The 25,354-nt window shown below is 62.3% G+C and carries 21 protein-coding genes and 1 pseudogene; 6 read left to right on the forward strand and 16 right to left on the reverse strand.

What is annotated here, in order from left to right; genetic code table 11:
- Positions 1-37: 37 nt before the first annotated feature.
- The 6 genes from ACFVVC_RS04570 to ACFVVC_RS04595 all read right to left on the reverse strand — a co-directional run bounded on the left by ACFVVC_RS04570 (position 38) and on the right by ACFVVC_RS04595 (position 7,544).
- Positions 38-1,297, reverse strand: a complete 1,260-nt coding sequence (locus tag ACFVVC_RS04570) for a CoA transferase (protein ID WP_387449667.1) — start codon at positions 1,295-1,297, stop codon at positions 38-40.
- Between the two features lie 2 nt (positions 1,298-1,299).
- Positions 1,300-2,496, reverse strand: coding sequence for an acetyl-CoA C-acetyltransferase (locus ACFVVC_RS04575; protein ID WP_387449669.1), 1,197 nt, complete (start codon positions 2,494-2,496; stop codon positions 1,300-1,302).
- A 232-nt stretch (positions 2,497-2,728) separates the two neighbouring features.
- Positions 2,729-4,048 carry an MFS transporter gene (locus ACFVVC_RS04580; protein WP_387449671.1) on the reverse strand — a complete coding sequence of 440 codons (1,320 nt, stop codon included), beginning with the start codon at positions 4,046-4,048 and terminating at the stop codon, positions 2,729-2,731.
- A 577-nt stretch (positions 4,049-4,625) separates the two neighbouring features.
- On the reverse strand, positions 4,626-4,742 hold the full coding sequence (locus ACFVVC_RS04585; RefSeq protein WP_387449866.1) for an IS3 family transposase: 117 nt from the start codon (positions 4,740-4,742) through the stop codon (positions 4,626-4,628).
- A gap of 13 nt (positions 4,743-4,755) precedes the next feature.
- A complete protein-coding gene (locus tag ACFVVC_RS04590) occupies positions 4,756-5,901 on the reverse strand; it encodes an IS110 family transposase (protein WP_387449674.1) in 1,146 nt (381 codons plus the stop codon).
- A gap of 467 nt (positions 5,902-6,368) precedes the next feature.
- Positions 6,369-7,544, reverse strand: coding sequence for an acyl-CoA dehydrogenase family protein (locus ACFVVC_RS04595; protein ID WP_387449676.1), 1,176 nt, complete (start codon positions 7,542-7,544; stop codon positions 6,369-6,371).
- A 186-nt stretch (positions 7,545-7,730) separates the two neighbouring features.
- Between ACFVVC_RS04595 and ACFVVC_RS04600 the strand changes: the two genes are divergently transcribed.
- From ACFVVC_RS04600 to ACFVVC_RS04610, 3 genes are all read left to right on the forward strand, one after another.
- The gene (locus ACFVVC_RS04600; RefSeq protein ID WP_387449678.1) at positions 7,731-8,297 is read left to right on the forward strand and encodes a MaoC family dehydratase; all 567 of its coding nucleotides are present in this window, start codon (positions 7,731-7,733) and stop codon (positions 8,295-8,297) included.
- Positions 8,294-9,175, forward strand: a complete 882-nt coding sequence (locus ACFVVC_RS04605) for an HpcH/HpaI aldolase/citrate lyase family protein (protein ID WP_387449680.1) — start codon at positions 8,294-8,296, stop codon at positions 9,173-9,175. Before ACFVVC_RS04600 ends, ACFVVC_RS04605 begins: the two co-directional genes overlap by 4 nt.
- Before the next feature lie 259 nt (positions 9,176-9,434).
- A complete protein-coding gene (locus ACFVVC_RS04610) occupies positions 9,435-10,124 on the forward strand; it encodes a GntR family transcriptional regulator (protein ID WP_387449682.1) in 690 nt (229 codons plus the stop codon).
- Between the two features lie 1,603 nt (positions 10,125-11,727).
- On the opposite strand, the gene ACFVVC_RS04615 is transcribed toward ACFVVC_RS04610, so the two are convergent.
- The 3 genes from ACFVVC_RS04615 to ACFVVC_RS04625 all read right to left on the reverse strand — a co-directional run bounded on the left by ACFVVC_RS04615 (position 11,728) and on the right by ACFVVC_RS04625 (position 13,664).
- The gene (locus ACFVVC_RS04615; RefSeq protein WP_387449684.1) at positions 11,728-12,030 is read right to left on the reverse strand and encodes a hypothetical protein; all 303 of its coding nucleotides are present in this window, start codon (positions 12,028-12,030) and stop codon (positions 11,728-11,730) included.
- Between the two features lie 26 nt (positions 12,031-12,056).
- Complete coding sequence (locus ACFVVC_RS04620) at positions 12,057-12,329, reverse strand: hypothetical protein (RefSeq protein WP_387449686.1); 273 nt, start codon at positions 12,327-12,329, stop codon at positions 12,057-12,059.
- Positions 12,330-12,635: 306 nt separating this feature from the next.
- Positions 12,636-13,664: a DUF4192 domain-containing protein gene (locus tag ACFVVC_RS04625; RefSeq protein WP_387449688.1), complete on the reverse strand. Its 1,029-nt coding sequence runs from the start codon at positions 13,662-13,664 to the stop codon at positions 12,636-12,638.
- Positions 13,665-14,157: 493 nt separating this feature from the next.
- On the opposite strand from ACFVVC_RS04625, the gene ACFVVC_RS04630 reads away from it, so the two are divergent.
- The 3 genes and pseudogenes from ACFVVC_RS04630 to ACFVVC_RS04640 all read left to right on the forward strand — a co-directional run.
- The gene (locus ACFVVC_RS04630; protein WP_387449690.1) at positions 14,158-15,486 is read left to right on the forward strand and encodes a PolC-type DNA polymerase III; all 1,329 of its coding nucleotides are present in this window, start codon (positions 14,158-14,160) and stop codon (positions 15,484-15,486) included.
- 566 nt (positions 15,487-16,052) lie between these two features.
- Positions 16,053-16,253 carry a hypothetical protein gene (locus ACFVVC_RS04635; protein ID WP_387449692.1) on the forward strand — a complete coding sequence of 67 codons (201 nt, stop codon included), beginning with the start codon at positions 16,053-16,055 and terminating at the stop codon, positions 16,251-16,253.
- 88 nt (positions 16,254-16,341) lie between these two features.
- Positions 16,342-16,401, forward strand: a pseudogene (locus ACFVVC_RS04640) (hypothetical protein); the annotation flags it as partial.
- Positions 16,402-16,486: 85 nt separating this feature from the next.
- Here ACFVVC_RS04640 and ACFVVC_RS04645 read toward each other — a convergent pair.
- From ACFVVC_RS04645 to ACFVVC_RS04675, 7 genes are all read right to left on the reverse strand, one after another.
- Positions 16,487-17,029: a hypothetical protein gene (locus ACFVVC_RS04645; protein ID WP_387449878.1), complete on the reverse strand. Its 543-nt coding sequence runs from the start codon at positions 17,027-17,029 to the stop codon at positions 16,487-16,489.
- Between the two features lie 2 nt (positions 17,030-17,031).
- Positions 17,032-18,177: an FHA domain-containing protein gene (locus tag ACFVVC_RS04650; RefSeq protein WP_387449694.1), complete on the reverse strand. Its 1,146-nt coding sequence runs from the start codon at positions 18,175-18,177 to the stop codon at positions 17,032-17,034.
- 17 nt (positions 18,178-18,194) lie between these two features.
- Positions 18,195-18,848: a hypothetical protein gene (locus ACFVVC_RS04655; protein ID WP_387449696.1), complete on the reverse strand. Its 654-nt coding sequence runs from the start codon at positions 18,846-18,848 to the stop codon at positions 18,195-18,197.
- Positions 18,836-19,759 (reverse strand): WXG100 family type VII secretion target, encoded by a 924-nt coding sequence (locus ACFVVC_RS04660; protein WP_387449698.1) that lies wholly within the window; start codon positions 19,757-19,759, stop codon positions 18,836-18,838. Before ACFVVC_RS04660 ends, ACFVVC_RS04655 begins: the two co-directional genes overlap by 13 nt.
- A 54-nt stretch (positions 19,760-19,813) precedes the next feature.
- Entirely contained in the window at positions 19,814-20,080 is a 267-nt protein-coding gene (locus ACFVVC_RS04665) for a hypothetical protein (protein ID WP_387449700.1), read from the reverse strand.
- 114 nt (positions 20,081-20,194) lie between these two features.
- A complete protein-coding gene (locus tag ACFVVC_RS04670) occupies positions 20,195-24,670 on the reverse strand; it encodes an FtsK/SpoIIIE domain-containing protein (protein ID WP_387449702.1) in 4,476 nt (1,491 codons plus the stop codon).
- Complete coding sequence (locus ACFVVC_RS04675; protein WP_387449868.1) at positions 24,667-25,347, reverse strand: hypothetical protein; 681 nt, start codon at positions 25,345-25,347, stop codon at positions 24,667-24,669. The genes ACFVVC_RS04670 and ACFVVC_RS04675 overlap by 4 nt, the downstream gene beginning before the upstream one ends.
- Positions 25,348-25,354: the final 7 nt, after the last annotated feature.

Raw genomic sequence — 25,354 nt, forward strand, 5'->3', positions numbered from 1 at the left:
GATGACCGCGGTGCGTCCGTCAAGCAAAGTCATTGTTTTACCCTTCCGAAGAGTCAAGTTGTGTCGTGTGTACTGTGGGCAGCCGGTCAGGAACAATCACCTGGTGCAGATGAAGCCTGCCGATGTCCTCTTCGGACTTACCAAGCACCGAGGCGAGTACCTCTTCTGTGTTTTCGCCGAGGACGGGAGCAGGAACCGCCTCGGAGGCCTGCGATCCGTGGTAGGTGAGCGGGCTGCGCGGTGCCAACACCCGGCCAACTCCGGTTTGCTCGATCTCAGTGAAGAGCGGGTTGTCCGTTGTGCAGCGTGGATCCTCGTGGACAAGCTGTTCGAAGGTACGGAACACTCCCTGGAGTACGCCGGCATCGGCAAGGCGCTTCGTGGCATCTTCGGCCGCGTGCCTAGCAAACCAGGGGCGAAGCACCGCGTCGATGGCCTCCCGGGCCTCAAAGCGCCCGCCCTCCGTGGTCAGGTCAACATCGAGCATCGGACCTATCATCGCCAGCTTCTCGGTTAGGCCTGTGGCCTCACCGAGCGAACGCCATTGGCGGTTGCTGATCGCGACAACCATCACCTCGCGGCCGTCTGCAGTGGCGAAACTTTGACCGTAAGCACCGTAGAGGGCGTTGCCCAAAGGGCCGCGCGAGTTGCCGTTGGTCTGGATTTCAGCGATGTAGCCGAGGTTGCCGACCGTCGCGAGCATCACGTCGGAGAGGGCGATGGTGATTTCCTGCCCCTTCCCCGACCTGCCGCGCTCAAGCTCGGCAGCGAGCACACCCGTCGCAATGTACAGGCCAGCTGCGACGTCCCATGCGGGGAGCGTATTGTTGACCTGCGCTTCGTCGAAGCCGGTGACGGTCGGGAAGCCGCTGGAAGCGTTGACCGTGTAGTCGACCGCGGGGGAGCCGTCTTGGTTGCCGTTGAGTCGCAGCATGACGAGATCGGCGCGGTGCTTGGAAAGGTTTTCGTAGCTCAGCCAGCCCCGTTCCGGCAGGTTTGTAATCAGGATGCCGGCGGAAGCGATGATTTCGGCAGCGACGGCCTGCCCCTCTTCGCTCTTGAGGTCGAGTGCGACGGATTTCTTACCTTTGTTGAGACTGGCCCAGTAGATGCTGGTGCCGTCTTTGGTGACCGGCCATCGGCTGTGGTCGATGTTACCGCCGATGGGGTCAATACGGATGACCTCGGCGCCCAGTTGGGCGAGGGTCATGCCGCCGAGAGGGGCAGCGACGAACGCTGAAATTTCTACGACTTTGAGGCCCGCGAGGGGCGCGGGCCTGAGGGTGTGGCCTGCCACGGCTACACCACCTCGAAGAGCGCGGCCATGCCCTGGCCGCCGCCGATGCACATGGTTTCAAGGCCGCGGCCGCCGCCACGCCGGTGCAGTTCGTGCAACATCGTGGTCATGATCCGCACTCCGGTGGCGCCGACCGGGTGGCCGAGTGAGATGCCGGAGCCGTTGACATTGAGTTTCTCCCGGTCGTCCCAGTCCCAGCCCTTGAGCACGCCGAGTGCCTGGGCCGCGAAGGCCTCGTTGAGCTCGACCAGGTCGACATCGTTGAAGGTGCGCCCGGTGCGTTTGAACAGCTTCTCGACGGCGGGAACGGGACCGAGGCCCATCTCTGCCGGCTCGCAGCCGACGGCGGTCCAGCCCTCCAGGAAGGCCATGGGCTCGACGCCGAACTCTTCAAGCTTGTCCTCCGAGACGATCAGACAGGCGGCAGCGGCGTCATTCTGCTGGCTGGCGTTACCGGCCGTGGTGACGCCGCCTTTGATGAGTGGGCGGAGTCCGGCGAGGGTCTCCATTGTGGTGTCGCCGCGGATTCCTTCGTCGTGGGCAAAGATGATCGGGGCAGCCTTGCGCTCCAGAACCGAGACAGGAACAACTTCGTCATCGAAGGCGCCCCGGTCCCAGGCCGCCTGCGCCTTCTGGTGGCTTGACAGGGCGAACGCATCGGCTTCCTCACGGGTGATGCCGTAACGCTTTGCGACGTTCTCCGCGGTCTCGATCATGCCTGAAATGTAGCCAAAGCGTTCAACGGGCTGTGAACGTTCGCGGCCACGGTCGAGGCGGTCGTACATCGTCACGTTGCCCGACCGCGAACCCCACCTGAGGTCGGTCGTGTAGTACTCAATGTTGCTCATGCTTTCGACGCCGCCCGCGACCACCACATCCGCGGCACCGGTCTGCACCATCATCGCGGCGGTCGCGATGGCCTGCACACCGCTGCCGCATCGCCGGTCAAGCTGCATGCCCGCCGTGTGAATCGGAAGGCCCGCCTGAAGGGCTATCCAGCGGCCGACACAGGGGGTCTCGCTGCTGGCATAGGACTGCGCGAAGACGACGTCTTCGATGAGTTGCGGATCAATCCCGCTGCGTTCGACGACGGCCTTCACGACCGTGGCGCCGAGGTCCTCAGCGGAGACGGGTCTGAGGGTCTTGCCGTACGCGCCGACTGCGGTGCGCACCGGCGCGATGATGGCGGCTCTGGTCACCGGGTCCTCGCTCTCTCTGGATGCGATGTATCTTGCTTGGCCGTGGAAGGTTGGCGGTAGGCGATGCGCGCGGTGACGGCGCCCGGCCCACGGGGACGCTTGACGAGCATGGGTGCACAGCCATAGATCTCATGTTCGAACTAGTCTTTGTGAAAAGGGGGACGGTCTGCGCGACGCAGACTGGTCGCCCCTGATTCGATTCAATCTGGTGGGAGAAAGCATCGTGCGAGCGTCACGACGCCCCGCCGCTCTGCATTAGCGCGACTCTCTTCTCGGGCCGACGCAGGCTGATTCCGCAGAGCATCATTACGAGGCTCGCCATGGCCATGTAGACACCGATGAAGAATGAACTGCCCGTCGCTGCGAGGATCGCGGTCGCGATGAGCGGTGCAAACCCGCCGCCGACGATCGCGCCCAGTTGGTAGGCCATCGAGATGCCTGTGTAGCGGATTTTCGGAGGATACCGGTCGATGAGGACCACAGGAAGAACCGCGAAGACGAGTCCGGTGGGGGCCACGACCGCCACGCAGGCAATGAACGCCAAGAGGCCCGTTCCCGAGTCGAAGAGCGGAAAGAAAAGCAGGCTTACTATCCCCTGGAGTCCGGCTCCGATGACGATCAAGCGCAGCGGGTTGGTGCGCTTGCCGAGGGAGGCCAGCACTGGAATTAGGACCGCCTGAATTATGCAGACAACGATCCCGATCGTCAACAGTAGCTCTTTCGAATAGCCGATTTCGCTGGTTCCGTAACTTAGGATGTAGGCGAGGACTATGTAGGTGGCCACCCCAGGAACACCCGACACCACGGTGGTCTTGAGAAGCGTGCCAGCGTGATTCCGCAGGACCTCGACCAATGGGACTCGAACAGGCTCGGGGGCGACCTCGGCATCGAAGAGCGGGCTCTCGTCGATAGACCGGCGAACCCACACTCCGATCACGACCAGAACGATGCTCAAGAGGAATGCGATGCGCCACCCCCAGGACATGAAGACAGAGTCCGGAAGGGTGACAAGAGCAAGCAAGACTACGTTCGCCAGCACGACCCCCAGCGGCGACCCGATCATAGGGGCGGAGCTGTAGAGTGTGCGTTGACCGGCTGGGGCGTGCTCCGCCGCCATCGCGACGGCACCGCCCCACTCTCCTGCCATCGCCAGTCCCTGCACCACCCGAAGTATCACTAGCGCAATCGGCGCAGCCATTCCGATAGTGTCGAAGGTGGGGAGAAGGCCGACAGCAGTCGTAGCAACGCCCATGGCAAGCAAGGTGATGACAAGCATACGCTTGCGTCCTATTCGATCTCCGAAGTGACCGGCGATCGCAGCACCAACGGGTCGGGCGACAAAGCCAACTGCGAAGGTTGCAAAAGCGGCGAGCTGACTCGCCACTGAGCTCGACGAAGGGAAGAAGAGCGGGGCGAATACCAATGTAGCCATGGCTGCATACAGATAGAAGTCGTACCATTCAAGCGTCGTTCCGACCACTGTCGCCGCGACAACGCGTCTAGCAGGTCTCGATGCTGGGCCCGGACTCGTGCGTTCGCTACTCAAGCTCATTTCATGGTTCCTTTCGCGGGTGTGGGTCGCCTCAACTCAGTCCAAACCAGCTAGACCGACGCTAGTTCGTGGACGATCTGATTAACCGGCGCCATCCAAGTGCTACGGGCGGCAACCCTCCGAAGTGGTCAACGTCATGGCAAGATCACCATGCGGCTCAACCACGAGCAATAACTTTTGTTACAGCAAGGCCGCCGAGGTTGTTGATGCACAGCGGGGGATCTCGTGCTCTTGCATCCGATCCGCATTATCCCTTTCGCAAATTGACGCCACCGCCTGCCGTCAAACCGTGAAGAACCTAAACGGTAAAACCGTGCGCGGCGCGCGGGAGTGTTTGAATGACGGTGGATCCGGCGTGGATTGTCACGCTGGGCGGGGGCTTGGGGGCCTGATATCAGCGGCACCACGGATCCCCACCCCTGGCAGGACGGCAAAGCCTGCGCACTCAAGTTTCTGAGACAGTTCTTCGTTGATTTCGGTAATGCGGCCTGGGTTTCTTGGTCCCGGGTCTGAAGCTGACCTGGACAGCGACCGGCGTGCGGTGGCCTGCTCTGGCGTTGGGGCGTTTCCGGTTGTATCAGGACTCGATGTAGTCCATGACACCCGTCCGGGCGGCACGCCGACTCGGGAAGGTCTGGTGTTGGTAGACCTCGGTCTTCAGATGCGAGAAAAAGTTTTCAGCTACGGCGTTGATGCTCCTATTGTTGTCAACCCGTGGTAACGCCGGTCGCCGAGGTGGGTTTGAGTAAGTGGTAGACCTCGCGGATGATGTAGCGCTTGAGGCAGCGGATGATGTCGCGCTTGGATTTTCCTTCGGCGGTTCTGCGGGCGACGTAGGCAATGGTGGGTTCGTGGAATTTCATCCTCACGATCGCTGTGCGGTAGATGGCTGCGTTGAGTTGTCTGTGTCCGCCGCGGTTCAGACGGTGGCGGCCGGAGGACATGCCGGAGCCGGTGGGGATGGGGCTGATGCCGGCGAGTTTGGCGAACGCTGCTTCTGAGTGGATGCGCTCGGGGTGGTCTCCTGCGACGATCAGGATCTCGGCGGCGGTGTCGGGTCCGATTCCGTAGGCGTCCAGCAGTTGGGGCGCGGTGCAGGTGACTAGGTTCTCGATCATGCCGGCCAGTTCGTTGGCCTCGGCATCCAGGTTCTGCCAACGTCGGGCTATGGAGCGGAGGGCGTGACGGACGGCGTCCTCGGGGGTGTCCAGGGTCCGGGGGCGAAGGGCGGCCAGATGGCGGGCGAGCATGATTTGTGTTTTTTCTGCGGTGTCCTTTCTCAGTTGTTCCGGGGCATGGATGAGCATGGCCTTGAGTGTGACCATCGCGGCGGATCGTTCCTTTACGGCGGTGTCGTGGGCGATCTTGAGTTGGCGAATCATTTCCACTGTCCCGTCAGCGGTTTTCGGGACAGCGGTCGCGAATCCGGCGAGTACTGCGCGGGCGGCGTTCTCGGCGTCGAGGGTGTCGGATTTCCCGGCGAGCCTGCGCATGCGCCGGTCGGGGCGGTTCACTTCGACCACCTTGTGTCCTTGCCTGCGGATGAACGAAGTCAGTCCGGCCCCGTAGGAGCCCGTTCCTTCGATGCCGAAGGCGATGATTTTGCCGAACGAGACAGCCCAGATGAGCAGCCGGGCGAAGCCGGCCGAATCGGTTGTCACCGTCAGGGTGTCGAGGATGCCCCCGATCGGATCCATGACGGCGGCGACGTGTACGTGTTTGTGCGTGTCGACGCCAATGACTATGTGTCCTGAGCGGCTGGGTATGAGGGATTCTGGTGCCATGGTGCGTGCTGCCTCCTGCCGGATAACGTGGATATCACGCTGTCGCCGGCGGGTGGACAGGACTGTCATGGGGACGCTGTCGAATGCTGGCTCCAGGCTCCTATCAGGTCACGCCCTGGCCCGGCGGCAGTGTTTGTTGCTGCCCAGTCGCTGGACTGACAGATCAACGCAAAGACACCCGGAGGGTCTATCCCAACAAGGGTCAAGCCGTGACGACCAGGACTTCCGAATCTACGGCTGATGATTCGACAAAAACAGTCTGACAGTCCCAGCATTATCCGGCTAATCAACGCTGTCCTCATTTTCAAGTCCCTCTTCGCTGTCTTTGCTGCTGCGATTTAATCCGGATGGCTCTGTCCCGACGCGAGCCCTTGTTAGTGGGGGACCCACTGCAGGGTGCGCGGTGACGGATGTCACCTCCCGCGACGAGGGACGTCCGACCGGTGCAGCTGCAAAGCACCTGGCGATCGTCAATGCCCTCGAAGCGAAGACCGGTTGTTTCACGGGGCTCGTGTGAGTCCGCAACCGTTTTGCTGTCAGTAGGAGCGGGGCAGGCCCAGGACCTTGGTGGCCACGAAGCTCTTGATCATGTTGTTGTTGACCGGGGCCACCTGGAACATGCGGGTTTCTCGGAACTTGCGTTCGACGTCGTATTCGTCCACGAAGCCGTAGCCACCGTGGGTGTCGAGGCAGGCGTTGGCGGCGGCCCAGCTGGCTTCGGAGGCGAGGTGCTTGGCCATGTTGGCTTCTGCGCCGCAGGGTTCACCGGCGTCAAAGAGGCGGGCGGCTTCGTAGCGCATCATGTCTGCGGCGCGGACCTTCATGTAGGCATCGGTGATGGGGAACTGCACGCCCTGGTTGGTGCCGATCCTGCGGCCGAACACTTCGCGGCTGTTGGCGTAGTCCACGCCGCGCTTGGTGAACCAGTAGCCGTCGCCGATTGCTTCGGAGGCGAGCAGGATGCGCTCGGCGTTCCAGCCGTCGATGACGTAGCGGAAGCCATTGCCTACCTCGCCGATCACGGCCGATGCCGGCACGCGCATGCCGTGGTAGTGGATCTGGTTGGTGGCGTAGTTGAACATGGTGCGGACTTTGACCACCTCGAGGGTTTCCGGCTGTTCGGCCCGGACCTGGCGCAGGTCCACCAGGAACAGGGTCAGGCCATGGGTTTTGTCGGTGCCTTTGCCGTCGGGCTTTTCGGAGGTGCGGGCCAGGACGAAGAGCAGGTCTGATTCCTCGATGCGGCTGGTCCAGCTCTTGTGGCCGGTGATGATGAAATCGTCGCCGTCGCGTACGGCTGCGGTCTCGATGCTGGTGGTGTCCGAGCCGGCCTTGTCCTCGGTGATGGAGAACGCCTGCAGCCGAAGTGAGCCGGCAGCGATCTGCGGCAGGTAAGCCTGCTTCTGGGCGGCGTTGCCGTGCCGGAGCAATGCGCCCATGGTGTACATCTGCGCGTGGCATGCTGCCGAGTGGCCGCCGGACTTGTTGATTTCCTCCATGATGACGGACGCCTCGGTCAGGCCCAGGCCAAGGCCGCCATATTCGGTGGGGATCAGCGCGGAGAGCAGGCCGGCCTCGGTAAGCGTGTCCACAAATTCCTGCGGGTAGCGGCGGTTGCGGTCCGTCTCGCGCCAGTACTCGTCCGGGAAGCCTGCGCACAGGAGGCGGGTCTGCTCGCGCAGCTGGTCCAGTCCGGCGGTGAGGGTATGCATCGGTTCTCCTTTGAATGGTTGACGGCGACCTTCTGTCACTGCCGGAACATGACGATACGCCAATATATTAGCAACTTGCAAGACCTCACTCTGGGGTCCACTAAAGGTCCGCAACCTTGACATTGCAAGGAAGTAGCCCGCAAACTGATCAAGGATTTGCAATATATTGAGTCAAGGAGATCGATGATGACCGACGAAGCGACACAGGCAGTGGCACGCGAAACCCGCGTGGTGGAGGGCTGGACAGGACGGCTGTTCGAGGACTTCTCACCCGGCGACATCTACTACCACCCGTTCGGCAAGACCGTGACAGAGGCGGACAACCAGTCCTTCACGCTCATGACACAGAACGTCGCCAAAACGCACGTGGACCGCAACTTCGCCAAGGCCACCGAGTTCGGCCTGCCGCTGGTCAACTCCACCTTCACGCTGGCGCTGGTCACCGGCCAGTCCACCATCGACCTGTCCATGAACGTCTTCGCAAATATGGGCTGGGACGAGGTCCGCATGCCGAACCCCGTCTATGAGGGGGACACCATCTACTCCCGCTCCAAGGTCCTCTCTGTCCGGGAATCGAAGTCCCGGGCAAACCTGGGCCTGGTCACCGTGGCCACCGAGGGTTTCAACCAGGACAGCAAGATCGTGATCAGCTACCGCAGGACGTTCATGGTGTACCGGCAGGGCCACCTCCCTGGCGTCGAATCCGCCCGCCCCGACGAGTCCACGCTGCCCTCAATCGGGGACTTCCAGTGACGGCGCCCGCAGGCCTCACGGCGGCCGGCCTGACCGCCGCGGAAACTGTCGCCGCGGCCGTCACCGCCTTGTTCGTTCCAGGCGACCGCCCCGAACGGTTCGCCAAGGCAGCCGCCGCGGGTGCCGGCGTCGTCATCATCGACCTGGAAGACGCGGTGGCGCCGGAGGCCAAGTCCGCGGCTCTGGCTGCGGCAGTTGAGGCTGTGGCACCGTCCGACGGCGGCACACAGGTGCTTGCGCTAGTGCGGGTAAACCCGCAGGGCTCCGGCCACTACGATGCCGACATCACCTTGCTGCTCGCCGCCGCCCAAGCGCCGGGGTCAGGCCTGCTCGGCATTGTGTTGCCGAAGGCCGAAGACCCGGGTGCCCTGCGCCAGTTGCGCGCCGACATGCCCAAACACCTGGCGCTTATCCCCCTGATCGAATCCGCGCTCGGCGTGGTGAACGCGGTGGAACTTGCCGGCATCCCCGGCGTGACCCGGCTGGCCTTCGGAGCCATCGACTTCGCCCTGGACATCGACGCCGACGGCGGCGACCGCTTCCTGGACCATGCCCGGGCCCAGCTGGTCCTGGCCTCCCGTGCCGCCGGCATCGCCGCACCCTTGGATTCACCTTCGACGGATATCAAGGACACCGCCCGCGTGGCCGAATCAGCGCAGCTCGGCCGGAACTTCGGCTTCAGCGGCAAACTCTGCATCCACCCCACACAACTGGCCACCATCCACAGGGCCTTCGCGCCCACGGAGGCCGACTTAGAGTGGGCACAGTCCGTCATCGGCGCCGAAGGCGGCGCCGCCCAAGTCGATGGCCAGATGATCGACCGCCCCGTCACCGAACGGGCCAAACGCATCCTGCAGCGCGCAGGAAAGGAACAGTAAATGGGCACCTCCCTCTGGCGGGCATCAAAATCGACCGGGACACCGGAGACTTCGCCCGTGGCTACGACACCAGAGTGCACGGGATGGCCAGCTACTCTGTTTGGCTGAACCGGTCAAAGCATCGTCCTGGACCTGAAATCCGACGAAAGCATGGAGGTGCTGCGCAAGTTCGTCTCCACCGCCGACGTGCTGCTCAATGTCTGCGGTGGCTGATGCCGTATGTTAGGTGGGGAAATTGATCAGAAAGAGCCCGCAGACCATGACCAGCCGCAGCCCCCGCAGCAGCGCACGCCCGCAACTGAGCGAAAAGGCCACCGCCCATATCCGGGGCCTCATTATGTCCGGGGAACTGCGGCCTGGGACCCTGGTCCGTCCCGAGGAGATCGGCGAGGACCTGGGCATCTCCACCACTCCGGCCCGCGAGGCGCTGCAGGCCCTGCGTGTGGAAGGCTTCCTGGAACTCGTGCCGCGGCACGGGTTCGTGGTGGCACCCCTGACCGGACAAGACATCCGCGACCTCTTTCAGGTCCAGGCCCTCATCGGCGGGGAACTGGCCGCCCGGGCGGCATCCAACGCCAGCGAACATGACGTGGCCGAACTCGAAGCACTTCACCACGAACTGAGCGCTGCCGCCGCTAGGAACAAACACGAACTTCTGGAAGAAAAGAACCACGCCTTCCACCGCGAGATCAACCTCATGGCCAATTCCCGGAAAACGGTCTGGGTCCTGGGGCTGGTCACCCGTTACGTCCCCAGGCAGTTCTACTCCTCCATTCCCGGCTGGCCCCAGGCCACCATGAACGACCACGCCGAACTACTAAAAGGCATTCAGGCTCACGACCCTGAGGCCACGCGGTCCGCCATGCAGCAACACATCGTCCACTCCGGCGAACTGCTGGCTGCACACTTCGACGCGCGCGTCGCCGCCGATGCCGGACACGCTAGCTAGCCTTGACGTGAATTCCGAGCACAAATGTCCCGTGTCACTTGATCCGAGACACGCTGAGTGCACCCTTGGTTGCGGCATGGTCAGTCCTTTTTTGTAGCGTCCTTGGCTCAGAAGACATGGGCATCGCATCCGGCGGGCCGATCGCCCGACGGATCCGGGTGCTGCCACCGGACGATGATTAGGCCACGCAAAGTCGGCGACCCCGCAAAGTGGGCGGAAGTCTGCGTGCGCTGCACCGAACACCACTAAATCGTTGTCCGGTGGCCCGACGGCGGAATCTGCGGTTACTCTACCAGCAGGCCAAAAGAACCCGCGGAACCTGCTCATGCGGCCACCAAGGCGTGCTGCCCGGCCGCATCGACACGCGGCCGGCCTGCCGGAAATGCTCCGGTGTCCAGCTCAACGTTGACTGCTTCTGATGCGGGACAGAAGGCGAACTCCACTCAGGAAACCGCTGGTGGTCATGCATCCTAACCGTGACCGTCGACCGGCTCCTCAGCCCAGCTGACAACCAGCCTGCCCTCCGCGCTCTTCAGACAATTGGCACCGCACTGAAGTCCATGAAGCGCTAATAGCGGACTCACGTGGATACAGCGGCCGCACGTCACCGAGTTCCTCCAACAACTGGCAGCCGAGCCTGTGACCACCCACGCCCGCCTCGACGAGCTGCCGCCGTCCCCGCACCCTTAATACGTCCGCGGCCTACTCGTCGAACACAATGCGCTGCCGCGACGCGATGAACCTAGCCGGGAGATCGGCATTAGCCACTGCTCCTTCGACACTTGGGTCTTGATCGCGGGGACTCAACGAGTCGTATCTGGGATGAGTCGCACCTACATTCCAGGAGTCGTCCTCGCTGACGGAACGTTAAAACGATCCCCGTCTGAGCTCCAGCGCAGCCCACCAGAAGCAGGGCCAAACTGGAGACAAGGCTTTAGGAAGCGTGCTCATGACTCATGATACGGAAACTCGTGCTGGCCTCACGGTTGGACGGTTCTACCGGCAGCCGAGTACCCCTATCAGCTCGGCCGCGATGAACGCCTCAACGACGGCCGCACTGTTCGCATGTAGATCCCCATACGCGCACCCTCATGGCGAGCACCAATGAGGGCACCGGCGAGAAGCTCCGACCTCAGCAGCGGCACCGGTGCGCGTCGTCTGCGAGCCAGCAACATAGACCAAGATCCTGTCGCCGGTAGCCGTGAGGGTTCCGCGGAGACTAGAACCCGCTCCGATCAATGCTGGGCTGTAAGCCGCCGATTTTTCACCTAAAGCCACGTTGTGAACGTACGCCGTTCCGTACTTTGGCTCAACCATCACAGTGGCTCGGGCTGGACGGCAGACCGCGCGGGTGAGCACCTGCTCTTAGATTCGTGGGACTGGCCTGAACTCGATCACGCCGTCCTCGGGCTGGACGGGTTGACCGACACTGATTCCTCTTGATGAGCGGTCAGGCCGCGGCTCAGAAATGCATACGGCAGCGCCGACCAAGAGAGTCGAAAACAGAGCCAGTCCACGCTGCCGTTTCGGGAGACGAGAGGCCCGTCCGTAGTCGCTGATATGAGGGTTGGGGCCGAAGTCCTCCAGATCCAGCATGGTCATTTCACGTCGGCGAAGACCGTAGGCATAGCAAAACCTTGAAGGCCACCGAGTCGCGGAACAGCGGTAGCCATCGCTTGCTGCCGGCCGCGTATTCCAGGTCGATGAGATCGTCGCGGTAGTCGAAGAGCCGCTGCAGTTCTGCCTTGGTGAATGACCGACGCTGCGCCGGCACCGCGTCGTCGGTGGTGTGCCTTGGCATGTTCCACTCGAAGCAGATCTGGCTTGGTATATCGCCGAAAGTGCGTTCGCAGAACTCGCCCCAACCGTAACCGGGATGCGTCAGATAGGCGCAGAACATCGCCACGGCGTTGCTGTACGAACGCAGCGTTTTCAGGCTGATCGGCTTCTCACCGGAACGCAGCTCACCAGGAAATCCTCAATGTCCGCCGGACCCCATTGCCACGGAAACTCACTGGTGAACTTCTGAAACCGCTCCAGCAACTGGCAACGCTGTTTGATGGTTTCCGTCGTGAGCCCGCGCGCGAGCATCTGTGCACGCCACCCATCCAACACCGCCGTGAAAACCCGTTCATCGGCCCGGAACAGCCCCATGTCAGGATCAACCAGCATCCGCGGGACGAAACCCGGGACGGAACCACTCACAGCAACCCCTAAACCATGGAAACATGCATTAGATGCAGGAAACCTATAGCCTTGGCGGCCAGCGCACCAAATCGGGCAGCTTTTGACGTGTTCGACTTCGAAGCGAAAGGACTGCTGACCTGCGGAAACGCGGAACACGTCGAGTCGCGGGAGTTCTCGCAGCTACTACTACTCCCGTTATTTGAGCGCCGATAACGGACGTTCCGTAAAGCTGTCCTTCGTCCGATGAAGCTGCGAGCGAACCCGGTAAGGTCGCAGTCCCCAACCAAGCCCATGGCGCGAATTGAGTCGCTGTCCTCTCGAAGGCTACTCGAAGGGCAAGGCTTTGAAGGCGGTTTCCTTGTTCATGTTCCATCCCGCGACGAGACCGGAGCCGATCATCTGGTCGCTGAGGCGTGCCAGGCGGTAGGAGGGGTCGGTGTCGAGGGCGAGTTGGAGGAATTGGTGTGCTTTGCTGCCTCTGCCTTCCCACCAGTTGATGTAGCCGATGGTGGTGAGGACTGGGGCTGCGTGTTGGGGGCTGGTCCGCGTGTATGCGTGCAGGAGCAGTTGTTGTGCCCATTCGATGCGCGACCATTTCGGGGCGCCGTCGGTTTGGGCGAAGAGGATGCGTTGCATGGGTTCTTCGAGGCCGGGGATGTCGGCGATGAGGCGGTCGCGGATGGCTGGGAATTGGAGGTTGGCGACCAGGGCATTGAAGTCGTCATCGCTGGGAAAGGACACGGAGTCCAGCATGCCTGCCCAGAGTTCCCGGGCCTGAGACGTCGCGGTGGCGGCCGGCAAGGATTGAATGGTGTCCATGTGGTGCTCGACGGCGGCCGCCTTGGCAAGTGCCTGGCTGGACGTTGGGAGGGTGACTTGATTGGTGGGTTGGACGGCGCTGCCGCGGTAAATAAATTCGGCATTAATCGCGCTGGTTTGGGTCGAACTGACCGGGAGGGCGAGTTCGTGGCCTGGTTCGCCGTCGTAGGGGGAGAAGGTCTGGTCACCGACGAAGAGCCCATCGCGGATGGTGAGGCCTTGTTCTGCGAGGACGCCGGTGAGGGCGGCGATGGTGGCGGCGTGGGGTTTGGGATGTCCGGGTTGGCAGGGTTCGCTGGTGTAGACGGCGAAGAGTAGGGACGTGGCGGTGGTGTCGCTGGTGAGGTAGTGGGCTACGGTGCGTGCGTAGGGGAGTTCCTGGCCGGGTTGGCGGGGGAGGTCGATCCGCAGGGTCGCGCCGATGCTGTTGTCGTTGAGGGTGATGCAGACCAGGCTTTCTTTTGGCCAGAACCCTAGGGTGTGCCCGATGAAGCTGAGGATATCCGGTGGTGTTTTTATCGTGAGCTTTTCCATGATCCCTGGTTTTCCTTGCCCTTGCGTCTGCGGTTGTTGGTGGTGGGCGTCGTTCTGGTAGGGGACCATCCGCTGGTGTGGGGCCGTAGTGCAACTTGGGGGACCGGCGCCGGGGGCGAAAACTTCATCCGCGGGCACTGCTTTCACGATAGGTGTGCAGAAGTTTTCGGTTCCGGGGTCGGCGCGGTAGCGCCCTGGTTGCGCGAAGGACCCGCCCAGCGATCATTGGACATAACAGAATGACAAGCAGCGATACAGCATCCACTCATTCATCCGTCCAGGCAGATCAAGCAGCATGACTTTTGGAGGTCCCCTTGGCACAATCCGACGGTATCGGTGTGAATATGCAGTGAAATGGGAACGGCCCTTTCGGGCAGCTCTGGAGCGAGAAGCTGAAAGGTGAATTTCCTGGTACTCGAGCACTGGCGCGAAGTGCATTTCAGCGGGAAAGGCGGGTGGTAATATCGGGCTCTTGCTGCGATAAAGGAAGCCCATGGAAGTCCTATTTGGTTTGTTGTTCGTCGTTGTCTTTTTCTGGTGGTTGTCACGCAGAAAGAAACGGCGGGCACTGAAGGTATTGTCCTCCTTGCAGGCCAAGGCTCCGAAAGCCGATGTGCGAAAACCGCTGACATACACGCGGCCCCGCGCGGTCCCGGAGCCGGGTCACGTGGAGCGTGTGCCGATGCGCTTCGCCCAGCCTGGGCGTGTTGGTGAGTTGTTTAGCTACGGCGGGCCCTCCACTGGACAGGGTTACGTTCACGACGGTTCCTTTGCCGTGATCGATGTCGAAACAACCGGGTTCTCACCCGGCAAAGGTGATCGTGTTATTGAATTGGCCATAGCACGAGTGGACAAGAACGGTCGCATCGAGGATGAATATGCGACACTTTTGAATCCGGAAGGCCGCGACACCGGTGCCGTTTTTGTCCACGGAATCAGCAACGATGCTGTCCGGAACGCCCCGCTGTTTTCCGACGTGGTGGCCGACGTCTTGGCGCGTTTGGACGGCACGGTCATTGTCGCGCACAACGCAGTCTTCGAAGAACGGTTCATCGCGGCCGAGTTGGCCCGCGCTGGCATGAAACCAGCGACGATGCCAGCCCTTTGTTCGCTGTGGCTTGGGCAGCAAACTTTTGATACGCCAAATCACAAGCTCGGCACGCTCGCCCAGCATGCAGGAATACCGCTTGTAGACGCACACGCTGCCCTCGGGGACGTTAGGGCTACGGCGGCTTTGCTGCCTTTGATGCTCGACCGATTCCGGCCAGGGATTGAGTTCGGCCATGACCCGGCGCGGGGTCTTTTCGATCCTTACCGCCTCGGCACAGTGCCGCCCATGACAAGGGCCAGTTCATTGCGGAAAGGCTCGGACGGTTGGATGCATTCCCTTATGTCCCGCCTTCCCATCAGTACAAGCGACGTAAGCGACGCCGCAGCGGCAGAGTATCTCGAAACACTCGCCCTCGCCTTGGAAGACGGCAAGATTATCGGTGACGAAGCCAAAGCCTTGGCCAAGGTCGCCGGTCGTGGCGGCATGGGCGCGGAGCAGGTCCGCGGTCTCAATGAACGGTTCCTGGAACTGATGCGCGAAGCCGCCTTCGCAGACAACGTCCTGACCGCAGGTGAGCTGATCCAGCTGAAGCGTGCTGCAGACGCTCTGGCTGCCCCCGGCTACTTCGACGATCTGCAGGTTACCGGCACGACGACGAGCAGCCCCGTAGCCGAGGAGTCAGCTTCCCAGTCAACAGCGCCAAAGCCCCGGAAATGTGGTCACTGCCGCACACCAGGCCACTACCGTTCAAAGTGCCCTGAACTGAACTAGAAGGGCGTGCGGACAATGTCCACACTTTCCGCCTCATACTGGGCCGTAAAGCCTCCGGACTGCCCCGGTTTCCGCTTGTTTTCGCGGCTCCCCGGTGTTTTCAAGGGCGGGAATGCGGTTCGAGTCCCACCTCGGGCACGACGTATTCCCTCGTCAGGGGCGATTTTGCTTTGACGTGTTGACAAAGCTTGCGGTCGCGTCGTCTGACGGGTTGGTCGCGGGCTGTGGCCTGGCCGCCGCGGGGCCTGTTCAGGTGTGTGGGGTGGCGGGTTCAAGTCCCTGGCTGGTGGGCCTTCCGCCTGCTGTGACTGGGTTCTGCGGTTCCTCGTTCCGTTCTTTCGGGTTGGTCGTGGTGGCCAACACCTATTCATGGTTCCTGGTGACGGGTACGACATGACGACACCGACCTTGGTGCGAAACTTTTCTTGAGGGGCCACTCTTAGACGTCAGCCCAGGGGATGCTCGATTTGTCAGGCCAAAGGGGGTGTGGACACTGTCCACACTTATATCTGCTTTATAAGGCTGGCTCGCGTGCGTCCGCCAGCCGTCGCAGGGCCTGGCCGAGCATGAAATTGCGTGTACGCGAAGATCGCTATCGGCGGCCGGAGCAGCTTCCTGCGGAGGGACATATGTCTAAGTCGGCTCTTTTGCTGCAAGGTGCCGAGCTGCTTTTGAAGCGTCATTCGCGTCGCCGCGAGAACAATCAGGGACTGGATATCGTGACGAGACACGACACTGAATTGTTGACCCGCCTGAAGGATACGTGACCGCCTACCTGGACACATTGAGGACGCCCTTCGGGTCGTTGACCGCTCCACCTTCTATGTTCGCGACGTCGGTCTCCTGGCACCGGCGTTGGCAACGCCTGCAAACCGTGATGGGCTCCCAGACGTACCCGGAGTTGGCGCTCAAGCTGCCGCGTTTCTTGACTCACTTGCGCGCTTCCATCCCCTTGTAGACGGCAACAAGCGCACCCCTTGGCCTGCGGAGCCTATAGGTCCTAGGCAGGATCCGGTGCGTCGACGTGACGGCGTGCGGCCACGGCGGCCTTCACATCGGCGCTTCCATACTGATTTAGCCATTCAAGCAAGTCGGGGTAGGCCGAGGGGTGCTGGGCTATCTCGACCCACTTGGTTCTATCGCGGGCTGCGAGTTCCATCAGTTCCGCCGGGGTCAGGTCCGCAGAAATGCTTTGGACGTCTGCTTCGACTTGGGGGTGTGCCGGGCCGGACATCGGGTCAGGTTCCTGATGGTGAAGGGTGTGGCCCTGTTGTCCTATCTGAAGGGAACTCTGGGCACGCACGGCTTTGCCGATTACGGCGATAGCGCTCAGGAGCGCGATCGCAGGGGCGACGACGACGATGCCCGGATAACGAAAGAACGGGATGCTTGCCAGCAGCAGCGAGGCGAACACGAGCACCCCGCCGATCGCGCCCGCTGTGATGCGCGTGCGGGGAGTGATCCCTTTGACTGGTGCGATGACGATGACGAGGGTGATGAGTCCCGATACCAGCATCAGGACATCGTAAATGCTCCAATACACCGTTATTTCCCCTTCAGTTGTACGACATAGTCGCCGAAACCCACTTGCCAGCCATCGCCCGCCGGCATTGGGTTCCCGGCCGTACTCACAACGATTTCTCCCGTCGGGTTTGTCAGCACCGTCCCATTGGTCGAGTGCAGGTCCGTGATCCAGACCATGCCGTCGCGGACGTTGAGCATTGCATGGGTCTTGGATACCGATTTCGTGTGGTCAACCAAGCTGACTGAGGCGGCTGTCGGCGCATCCGAGGGGGGTGACGGATTGCGCCCGACCACCACGGTCTCGCGAATTTGAACGTTTCGGCCATCGGGCAGTTCCATTTCCCAGCGCACGCCCGCCCCGGCTCCGGCCCGCCTTGTGGCATCGACGTCCTCGTCGTCGGGGTGCACTTGGGAGTCCAGGTGGCTTGGGCCAACAGTCGACGACGGAGATGGGGGAGTGGGATTATCCGGTGAGCGAGTGTAGCCCGGCACTCCGGTGACCATACCCAGCAACGCAGCCGGGGCGGGGGGCACGGGGGCGGGCGGCAAGGACGGTAGCGCAACCGCTTTTTGGATTGATGGGGAGTACGACGGTGGGCGCGGCGGCTCGGGCGTCCGATGCGGGGCAGGGGCAGGGGGCGGTGGAGGAGGGGGCGGTGGGGTCGAGGTTATTGAGAGGCTCGTCCCGGGCACCTGTTGTGGGTCCTCACCGACATCAGGTGTTCCCGTGCCTTCCACCTCGATGCCCTCGCGTAGGCGGACCCGGGCGGACGGTTCCGCTGCACGCACTTGGTCGCCAAGGTTACGTGCGAACTGTAGATAGGTGTGGTGCGCCACCATCCTCTTCGTTGATACGGGAATGAAGCCGCCAACCGTTTGCTGGTTGGTCAGGTACCACTCGATGCGGGTGGAGGCGAAGGTGACTCCGGCCCGTTCCTCGAAGTCCAGGAAGAACACCATGAGCTTGCTGAAAGAGATGAGGTAGTCGTTGATCCTGAATTCGATCTGCCGGTCACCAGATCGTGTTGAGACGACCCGTTGTTTGCCTTTGAGCAGGTCGCCGGTACTTTCCTGTGCGGCACGCTGAGCCATGTTGGCGACCTGCTCGATTGATAAGGATGTCTCGATATCAATGCCGTTCCAGGCGTATTTGTGTGGCTTGCCCACCTATCCTCCTTGGCTTGTCAAAGCGATTGCAGTCCGCAGGTCAGACCATTATCGGGGGCTATCTGTTCATCACAGATCATGGCTGCCAGATTCCGCACTATTCGGTTAGCCGCATCGTGCCGAACCATATTTGCTTCTTCGCCTGTTGCTCCGTCACGACGGTCCGACAACACGTTGTCTTGCCAGGCCATAACTCGTGCCGCACCTTCCAGCTCTTTAGCTGTGACCACGAACCTTAAAGAATTTGATTCAGTCACGGTATTTGCGAACATGTCGAGAGCTGCACAATTGTTTAGTCCTCTTATGTCTAGGAGGCCCTTATTTGTGAGTGAAACCACCGTCGCAGCGACGGGGCCAAAGAAAACGAACGAGCGTAGTTCGCCCCCATGGAATGGAACCCATGAGACGAGGTGTTTCGCGGTGAGCAAACCATCGATCGCCCGTTTGATCGCAATTGGAAAGGCGCCGCGCTCAGCTTCGGGCATGGCATCGTGGCGTATCGCCAGCCACAAAGCCCCTAGAGACTTCAACTCCCGTGCTCGACCCAGGCGCGTTTCGAATGCGCCTTCGAACAGGACGTCCGCTGCGCTCCCGGCTTGTACTAAAGCAGCGAACTCAGGCGCGGTGAGGTGAACGAGGTGATTCGTTTCCATGGAAGTCACCAGTTCCACGGAAAGATCCGCTTCGCGGAAGCGTCCATTGTGTCACTAATCATGTTTACAACCCCTATTGGACCGGAGTAGTGGTCAACCATTGTTTGAGCTTGTGCGGGTGTGAGGTCATTGGGGTCAATGTCAGGGCCAAAGAGCGACTCAGCGCCCATGCGATATGTCTCATCCTGACGCTCGGCATTGACGGGCAAGGTAATGTCGACAAAGCCCTTCAGCGCCGTCGCTGCCAGTTCCAGTGGCCAGGCAGTGGCCAACGCCGCAGAACCCAGTCCGAACCCACCAGCAACCGCGGCAGCCGAAGTCCCTGTTACGGCCGTTCCGAGGGCCCCATCGATGACGTTGCCGGACGCGAAATCCCGAACCATTGTCACGGCGTCATCAGCGACGCCGAGCACCCCAAGGGCCTTGGAAAAACCCTCAATCGAGTTCGGGATCTTGAGCTCCTCAATCTTGGCCATGACTTTCTCGCTATCCGTTCCGAGGAGCCCTGCCAGGGTTTTGACCGCATCGTTTGAGAACGGAGCGACTTTCTTCAGTGCTTCCGCGACATCCATCGAGAAGAGAGAAGCCTCGACCCCATTTGCAATCCGTTCACCCTGAAGGTTTTCTTTACTCGCCGGGAAAGAACTTCGCGCCGTGCCACCGTCCACCGCACTGACGCGCTCTTGATCGTCGGCATTCCGGCGGACCGTCGCGGCTGTGTCGCGAAGCAGTCGGGCTGAGGTCGCGACACGCGTGTTGTGTTCACCGTCCCATTGCCCGCGGAACCGGTCAGCATCGGGACCGAGCCAGGGGCTCTGGTGGACGGCGTTGCTCAAAAATGCCCGGTGTTCATCGAGCTCGTCGGCAGCGCGATCGAGTTGCGCGGCCAGTGAGCGCAATGCCGCGACGTCTGCGCCGTACATTGTCATTCCAACCTCCGAATTCTTTGTGAGGGGCGGTTGCAAGACCGCCCCTCACGATGGTCACGATTGCGCAGCGTTTTCCTGTTGTGTCGCGTTCATGGACGCTTTCTGCGAAGCGTCGTGCAAGGCCTGGGCGACCTGCCTGAGTGAGCTCGAGTGCGCTCCGGCCCACTCGTTCCGGAATGCGGTGGCATCCGGGCCCTGCCATTGGGTGCCTTCGAGTGACGTCGTCAAGGTGCCGAGGATCGACTGGATCTCTTCGGCCTTCTGGTTGAGCTGCGAGCTCAGCTGACGAACTTGCTGGACATCAAGTCCCCACATTGCCATGTGCGTTCTCCATTCTCTTTAGTAGTCGAAACCGTTTGCCGGTTCCGATTCGCTTTCTGCAGGTGCGCTGCAGCAAAACTATCCGCGGCCTTATCGCTGGTCGATGGGGATGATTCACCATTCGACCGCGGCTCCCGTTTCGGCCACCTGAAGCCGGGAAGCACGGCCCTTGGCAACGAGGAACCCTCGTCCGGGCGGGAAATCGCTGCGCCGGATCCGCCCCAGCGAAGCGCCCAGCAGATCGCCGTCCAAATCACCGGGCATAAGTAGCAGCCCACGCCGGCCGGATTTGAAATGCGGGGTGATCGAGTACGCCTGGGACCAGGTGGACACTTCGGCTTCGCCCACAACAAATTGATCAGTGCTAACCGCCAGTTTGAGCAGCCGGCTGAGGTCGGCCTCCGACTGAGTTCCTTGGAATTCAGTGACGCTTTCGATGAAGAGGGCCATTCGCGGCCCACCGTCGGGTGCTTCTTCCAGCTGACTGATGAGCAGCGAACACAGGGCAGCGACGTCGGTGGGCCGATCCGCTGAGGCTGTCCATCCGCCCCGTCGTGACAGCGCCGAGGGTCGTGGGCTCAGCAGGATGCTGGACATTCCCGACCCGCTCCGGCGAACCGCTGCTGCGAGGGTGGCGAGTGCGGTGGACCTTCCGCTGCTCGGGGGGCCCGAGACCATGAACGGGCCCTTCAACTCGATGGCCGCCGGGCCGAGGGCTACATCGTCCACACCGATCACGGCTCGTTGCTCGAAGGATTCCGGTAATGCCGAGAGTTCCACTTGGTCAGGCAGTTTCCCGATTGGTTCCGGACGCCTGCTGCCGCCTCTGCCGATGCTCGCCGCCAACTGCTGCACTTCGCGTGCTTGGAGTGCAAGGTTTGCGTGGCCGCCAATCACGGCGAACTGCAGCTCGTTGCCTTCAAAGATTCCGCGTCCAGGCGGTGAAGCCGGGTTGAGCACGTCCTTGGCGACGCCCAGGAGCACGTATTCGTCCTCGGCCGCGAGCCTTAGGACGATCCGGCGCTGGACTGTCGCTGCGATTGAAGTCGGAACCGCGTTGGGCCGGTCGGCTGTCATCACGATGTGTACGCCGAGTTGGCGTCCATCGGCCGCGATCTGGGTGAATGCGGCAAACCAGGCGGAGTTTTGCGGGCTGCCGAACTCATACTGTTCACGGAACACGCCGACCCCGTCGATCAGCAGATAGATTCTTGGCTCATCGGGTGCGCCGGCCAGCTGGCGGTATTCGCCAACTGTGCCGGCTCCCACTGCCGCGTACCGCACTGCACGTTCGTCGACGATGTCGCGCAGGCGGCGGAGAACGCGAATTACGCGTTCCTCATCGTCGCCGGATACTACAGCTGCTACGTGCGGGAGGGACTCGAGCATTCTGAGGCCGCCTGCCCCGAAATCCAGACAGTAGACGTGGGCCGCACCGCCACGGGTTGTAATGGCTGCGGCGGCCGCTATGGTGCGCAGTGCGGTGCTCTTACCGGCACCGCCGGTCCCGAATATTGCCATGTTTCCGTCACGGTCCGGCTCATAGTAAACAGGACGCTGGGACTGGATCTCGGGTTCGTCCAGGACGCCGATCGGAATGCGTTCATCTGTACGGGGGTTCGGCAACTTGCCCAGACTGTAAATCGGTGCCAATGTGTCAAGCCACGGGCGCCGGGGTTGGGGTACGCCGGCTGTGTCAGCCGCGGATGAGATCGTGCCGACGAGGCGGCCTATGTCCGTAGCGGCGTTTTCCGGCTCCTCCGGGACGCTCGCCGTCTCCGGTGATTCCCACAGGGTTGGGGCGCCGAAGGTAAGTTCCTCTACATCAATCTGGGGCGGGGGCGCCTCGGAAGTTGTATGTCCGCCGAGGTAGCCGGTCTGAAAGGTCCGCAGACGCCCGGGACCGGTCTTGGCCGCTCCCCGCCCCGGGATTCCCGGGTCGAAGTGAGCAGCCAAGGGGCTGCCCAGGATATCCGCGGAGTCGTCTGCATCGGCCATTCTCAGCGCAATGCGAAGGTTGGTGTTGGCCCTCAGATTGTCCTTGATCACGCCGGCGGGCCGCTGCGTCGCAAGGATCAAATGCAGACCTAGGGAACGCCCGCGCTGGGCGACGTCCACAACGCCGTCGACGAACTCGGGGACCTCCTGGACGAGTGCCGCGAACTCATCGACGACGATGACCAGGCTAGGCGGGCATTCCGGATCCCCTGTGCGTTCCAGCGAGGCGAGGTCCTTCTTCTTTTTTCGTTCGAGCAGCCGCTCACGATATCGAAGTTCGGCCCGCAACGATGTCAGTGCACGGCGGACCAGGTGGGGCGAAAGATCGGTGACGAGTCCGACGACGTGTGGCAGCTTCACGCAGTCGGCGAAGGCCGCGCCGCCTTTGTAGTCGACAAACAGGAAGGTTAGCCTGTCAGGGCTGTTCGCGGCGGCCATGCCGAGCACCCACGACTGAAGGAATTCCGATTTACCCGAACCGGTCGTGCCGCCAACGAGTGCATGGGGTCCGTCGCGTCGAAGGTCGAGGTAAAACGGCTCTGAGCCGGCGTGGCCGATCAGTGCCCGGAGGTTGCCGTCCTTTCGACGGCGGACGGGGGAGCCGTCACGAACCGTGAGTGATTCATTTTCCTGCCACCGTTCAATGATGCGTTCATGCCGTTCGAGCAAGTCCAGTCCGGCTAGCGCAGGATAGGAGACCTGCCTGGGCAGATCGGAATCGTCATCCTCCGGGGACCCGATGTCCACGACCGGCGCTAGACCCCTGGCCACCTGTTCCAACCATGCCGGGTCGATGTGCTCTGCAGCGACCGGCATCGTCCGCTCACCCAGACGGACCTGGCCGACGACAGCACCGGAATCGGTTCCGTCAAGGGCCACGTACATACGGCATACGGCGGGGAGGCGATCGACGCTGGGCGCGCACCAGATGACGTGGACGCCGGCATCGGCGCCCCGTTCCGCCAGACGGGTCAGACGCCCCCGGTCGACGGGCGCATCGTGGTCGACGACGAGCACCACGGCCGGGAGCGTTGGGGCCGGAAGCTCCTCCTCGCGGTCGGGGTCAAGTGGCCCGCGCTGGAGAGTGGCTGCGCTGGAGAGCGCATCCCGTCGCCCTTCTATGAGCCCTTCCAGCTGTGCGAGCAGCACGGACGCGGCAGTGGGACCGTCGGCCAACAGCGGACCTTCGATCGGGCTGTGCACGGAGGTGGAGTGCGGCATCCATTTGAGCCATTCCCACGCTGGGCGCGAGGCCGGGGAAACCATCCCGGCCACAACGACTTCCGCCGGCGAGTGGCGGGCCAGAATCTGGAATACGGCACCGCAGGCTACCGTTTCACGGTCGCGGGCATTGCCCGCGAAGCCGAGCGCCCCCGAACTCCTGAGCTGGGCGACGATCGGCACCCGATCAACGGTGGAGAACTCCGCTTTCAGCTGCAGGAGTTGCTCCCAGAACTCTGGTTTCGTGTCATTGCTTTGCGGCAGTACGAGGACATTGCGGGATTCGGCGCGCCCCAGACCCAGGTGCACCGCGAGGAAGGTGGGGTGTTCGGGACGCTCGCACCACAGCAGCGGGCCTAGCTGCCGGGCCGCGTCCATAAGCTCGCCTGTGCCCGGAAGCTCTGCCGTGCGGGTTCGCCGCTCGGCGTCCCGTGCCTGTTCCATCCGGTCCTGTAATTGCAGCATCGCTCCATCGAAGCGTGTACGCTCCGTTTTGGAGGTGTGGCGGGTTGCCAAGGCGTTGTCGATGTAGTTCCCCAGGAGCAGCAGCGGACTCATCGCCATCATGACGACACCGAGAAGCTGGCCGGTGAAGAGGAAGAGAACGGCGCCAACGATCAGAGGTGCGATCAACGCGAGGTAGGGGAATCGCTGCCGCTGGGGGGACCGCGGCGGCGCCGGCGCCGTGAATTCCTCGCCGCGATGGCGGGCGACGATGCGGGGGGAGCGGATGAAATCGACGATGGCACTCCCCCCGGGCGCGCGGGTCGAGTTCTGCAGCTGAACAATGCACAGTGAGGTATCGCCCAGCATAACCACGTCAGCAGACGTCAGCACGGCGCGGGCTACTGGTGCACCACCGATGACCACGCCGTTGGAAGAGTTCAGGTCGATAATCTCGATTGCCTCGCCGACATTGATCCGCGCGTGGCGTTTGGAGACGAGCCCGTCGGAAAGCCGGACCTCGACATCGCGGTCCCGGCCCACGACACTCGCGCCGAACGGAAGAGTATGCTCCCGCCCGCTGTCGGGTCCGGACAGGATCCGCAGCACCGCCGCCGCCGGGCCGCGGTCGGTACCCGGGGCCTGGAATTGGCTGGTCAGGGCGAACAGCTCGACCACGGCGCCTGACCGCAGCCCGGCGTCCGCGATGAGTGCCTCAGGATCAAGTTCCCTCATCTGGTGGGCGTTGCCGGGCTCGGCGATCCGCAGCGAGTACCCGGCTTCCGGCACAGCTGCCCGCTTGCCCCCAGCGGCGGGATCGGCGGCGGCCAGCTTGGCAGCGATGTCCCGGACGGTCGCCGTAGCATCGGCCGTGATGACCACATCGGATACGCCGCTGCTGCGGCGCAGCGAGATTTTGAGCCTCATTGAACGCCCTTTTCCAAAAGTGCGAGATCCGCTCGCGTGACTAGCCGTGAGGTGATGGCGTATTCGACGAGTCGAATACGCCGGTTTGTTGCGTAGGAGGTGAGCCCGCCGCGCATCCCCTGAACTCCGATGCGGTCGAACTTGTCGCAGACGTTATCCAGCTTCCGGTTGAACCGGGTGAGCGCCCAGCCCAACCGGCGGGCTGCTTTTGCGTTCGTTGGAATCTCACCCCGCCCGCTCCCCTCGAAGCGGAGCATCTGTTCCGCGAGGGCCACGATCAGGACCCGCTGTGATTCAGTGAGGGAAACTGATCCGATGGTTGTCACGCCCTCATGGGAGGAGACGTCCGTGGACGCGAAGGCCGGCTCCGAGGCGTGCAGCGCCAGTTCATAGGTTGTGGGGCCGGCAGTGAACACGACGGTAGTGCGTGCGAAGACGAGGGGGAGCCGGCCCCCGGGTGCGAGCCAGGACTGCAGCCGGCCTGCCCCGTCGGTGACCGTCACCGCTATACGTGAGCCGATGTTTGCAAGCACCCAGAAACCATCGAGCCACGACACCTGCAGCAACCGGCGGTGAAGGAACGGATTCTCATCTACGACAAGGTCTGCGTCCCTGCCGATCGTAAAAAGGGCTTCTCGTGTCACGGGAAACCACTCGCCGCAGAACTCGATCTGCATGTCGGGG

The organism is Pseudarthrobacter sp. NPDC058196, assembly GCF_042882685.1.
Classification (GTDB): Bacteria; Actinomycetota; Actinomycetes; order Actinomycetales; family Micrococcaceae; genus Arthrobacter.

What these genes read in the sequence shown, in the direction of transcription:
- ACFVVC_RS04580 (WP_387449671.1), bottom strand. Translation starts at nt 4,048, where the DNA reads ATGAGCTTGAGTAGCGAACGCACGAGTCCGGGCCCAGCATCGAGACCT.
- ACFVVC_RS04590 (WP_387449674.1), bottom strand. Translation starts at nt 5,901, where the DNA reads ATGACAGTCCTGTCCACCCGCCGGCGACAGCGTGATATCCACGTTATC.
- ACFVVC_RS04595 (WP_387449676.1), bottom strand. Translation starts at nt 7,544, where the DNA reads ATGCATACCCTCACCGCCGGACTGGACCAGCTGCGCGAGCAGACCCGC.
- ACFVVC_RS04600 (WP_387449678.1), top strand. Translation starts at nt 7,731, where the DNA reads ATGACCGACGAAGCGACACAGGCAGTGGCACGCGAAACCCGCGTGGTG.
- ACFVVC_RS04610 (WP_387449682.1), top strand. Translation starts at nt 9,435, where the DNA reads ATGACCAGCCGCAGCCCCCGCAGCAGCGCACGCCCGCAACTGAGCGAA.
- ACFVVC_RS04625 (WP_387449688.1), bottom strand. Translation starts at nt 13,664, where the DNA reads ATGGAAAAGCTCACGATAAAAACACCACCGGATATCCTCAGCTTCATC.
- ACFVVC_RS04630 (WP_387449690.1), top strand. Translation starts at nt 14,158, where the DNA reads ATGGAAGTCCTATTTGGTTTGTTGTTCGTCGTTGTCTTTTTCTGGTGG.
- ACFVVC_RS04635 (WP_387449692.1), top strand. Translation starts at nt 16,053, where the DNA reads ATGAAATTGCGTGTACGCGAAGATCGCTATCGGCGGCCGGAGCAGCTT.
- ACFVVC_RS04660 (WP_387449698.1), bottom strand. Translation starts at nt 19,759, where the DNA reads ATGACAATGTACGGCGCAGACGTCGCGGCATTGCGCTCACTGGCCGCG.
- ACFVVC_RS04665 (WP_387449700.1), bottom strand. Translation starts at nt 20,080, where the DNA reads ATGGCAATGTGGGGACTTGATGTCCAGCAAGTTCGTCAGCTGAGCTCG.
- ACFVVC_RS04670 (WP_387449702.1), bottom strand. Translation starts at nt 24,670, where the DNA reads ATGAGGCTCAAAATCTCGCTGCGCCGCAGCAGCGGCGTATCCGATGTG.
- ACFVVC_RS04675 (WP_387449868.1), bottom strand. Translation starts at nt 25,347, where the DNA reads ATGCAGATCGAGTTCTGCGGCGAGTGGTTTCCCGTGACACGAGAAGCC.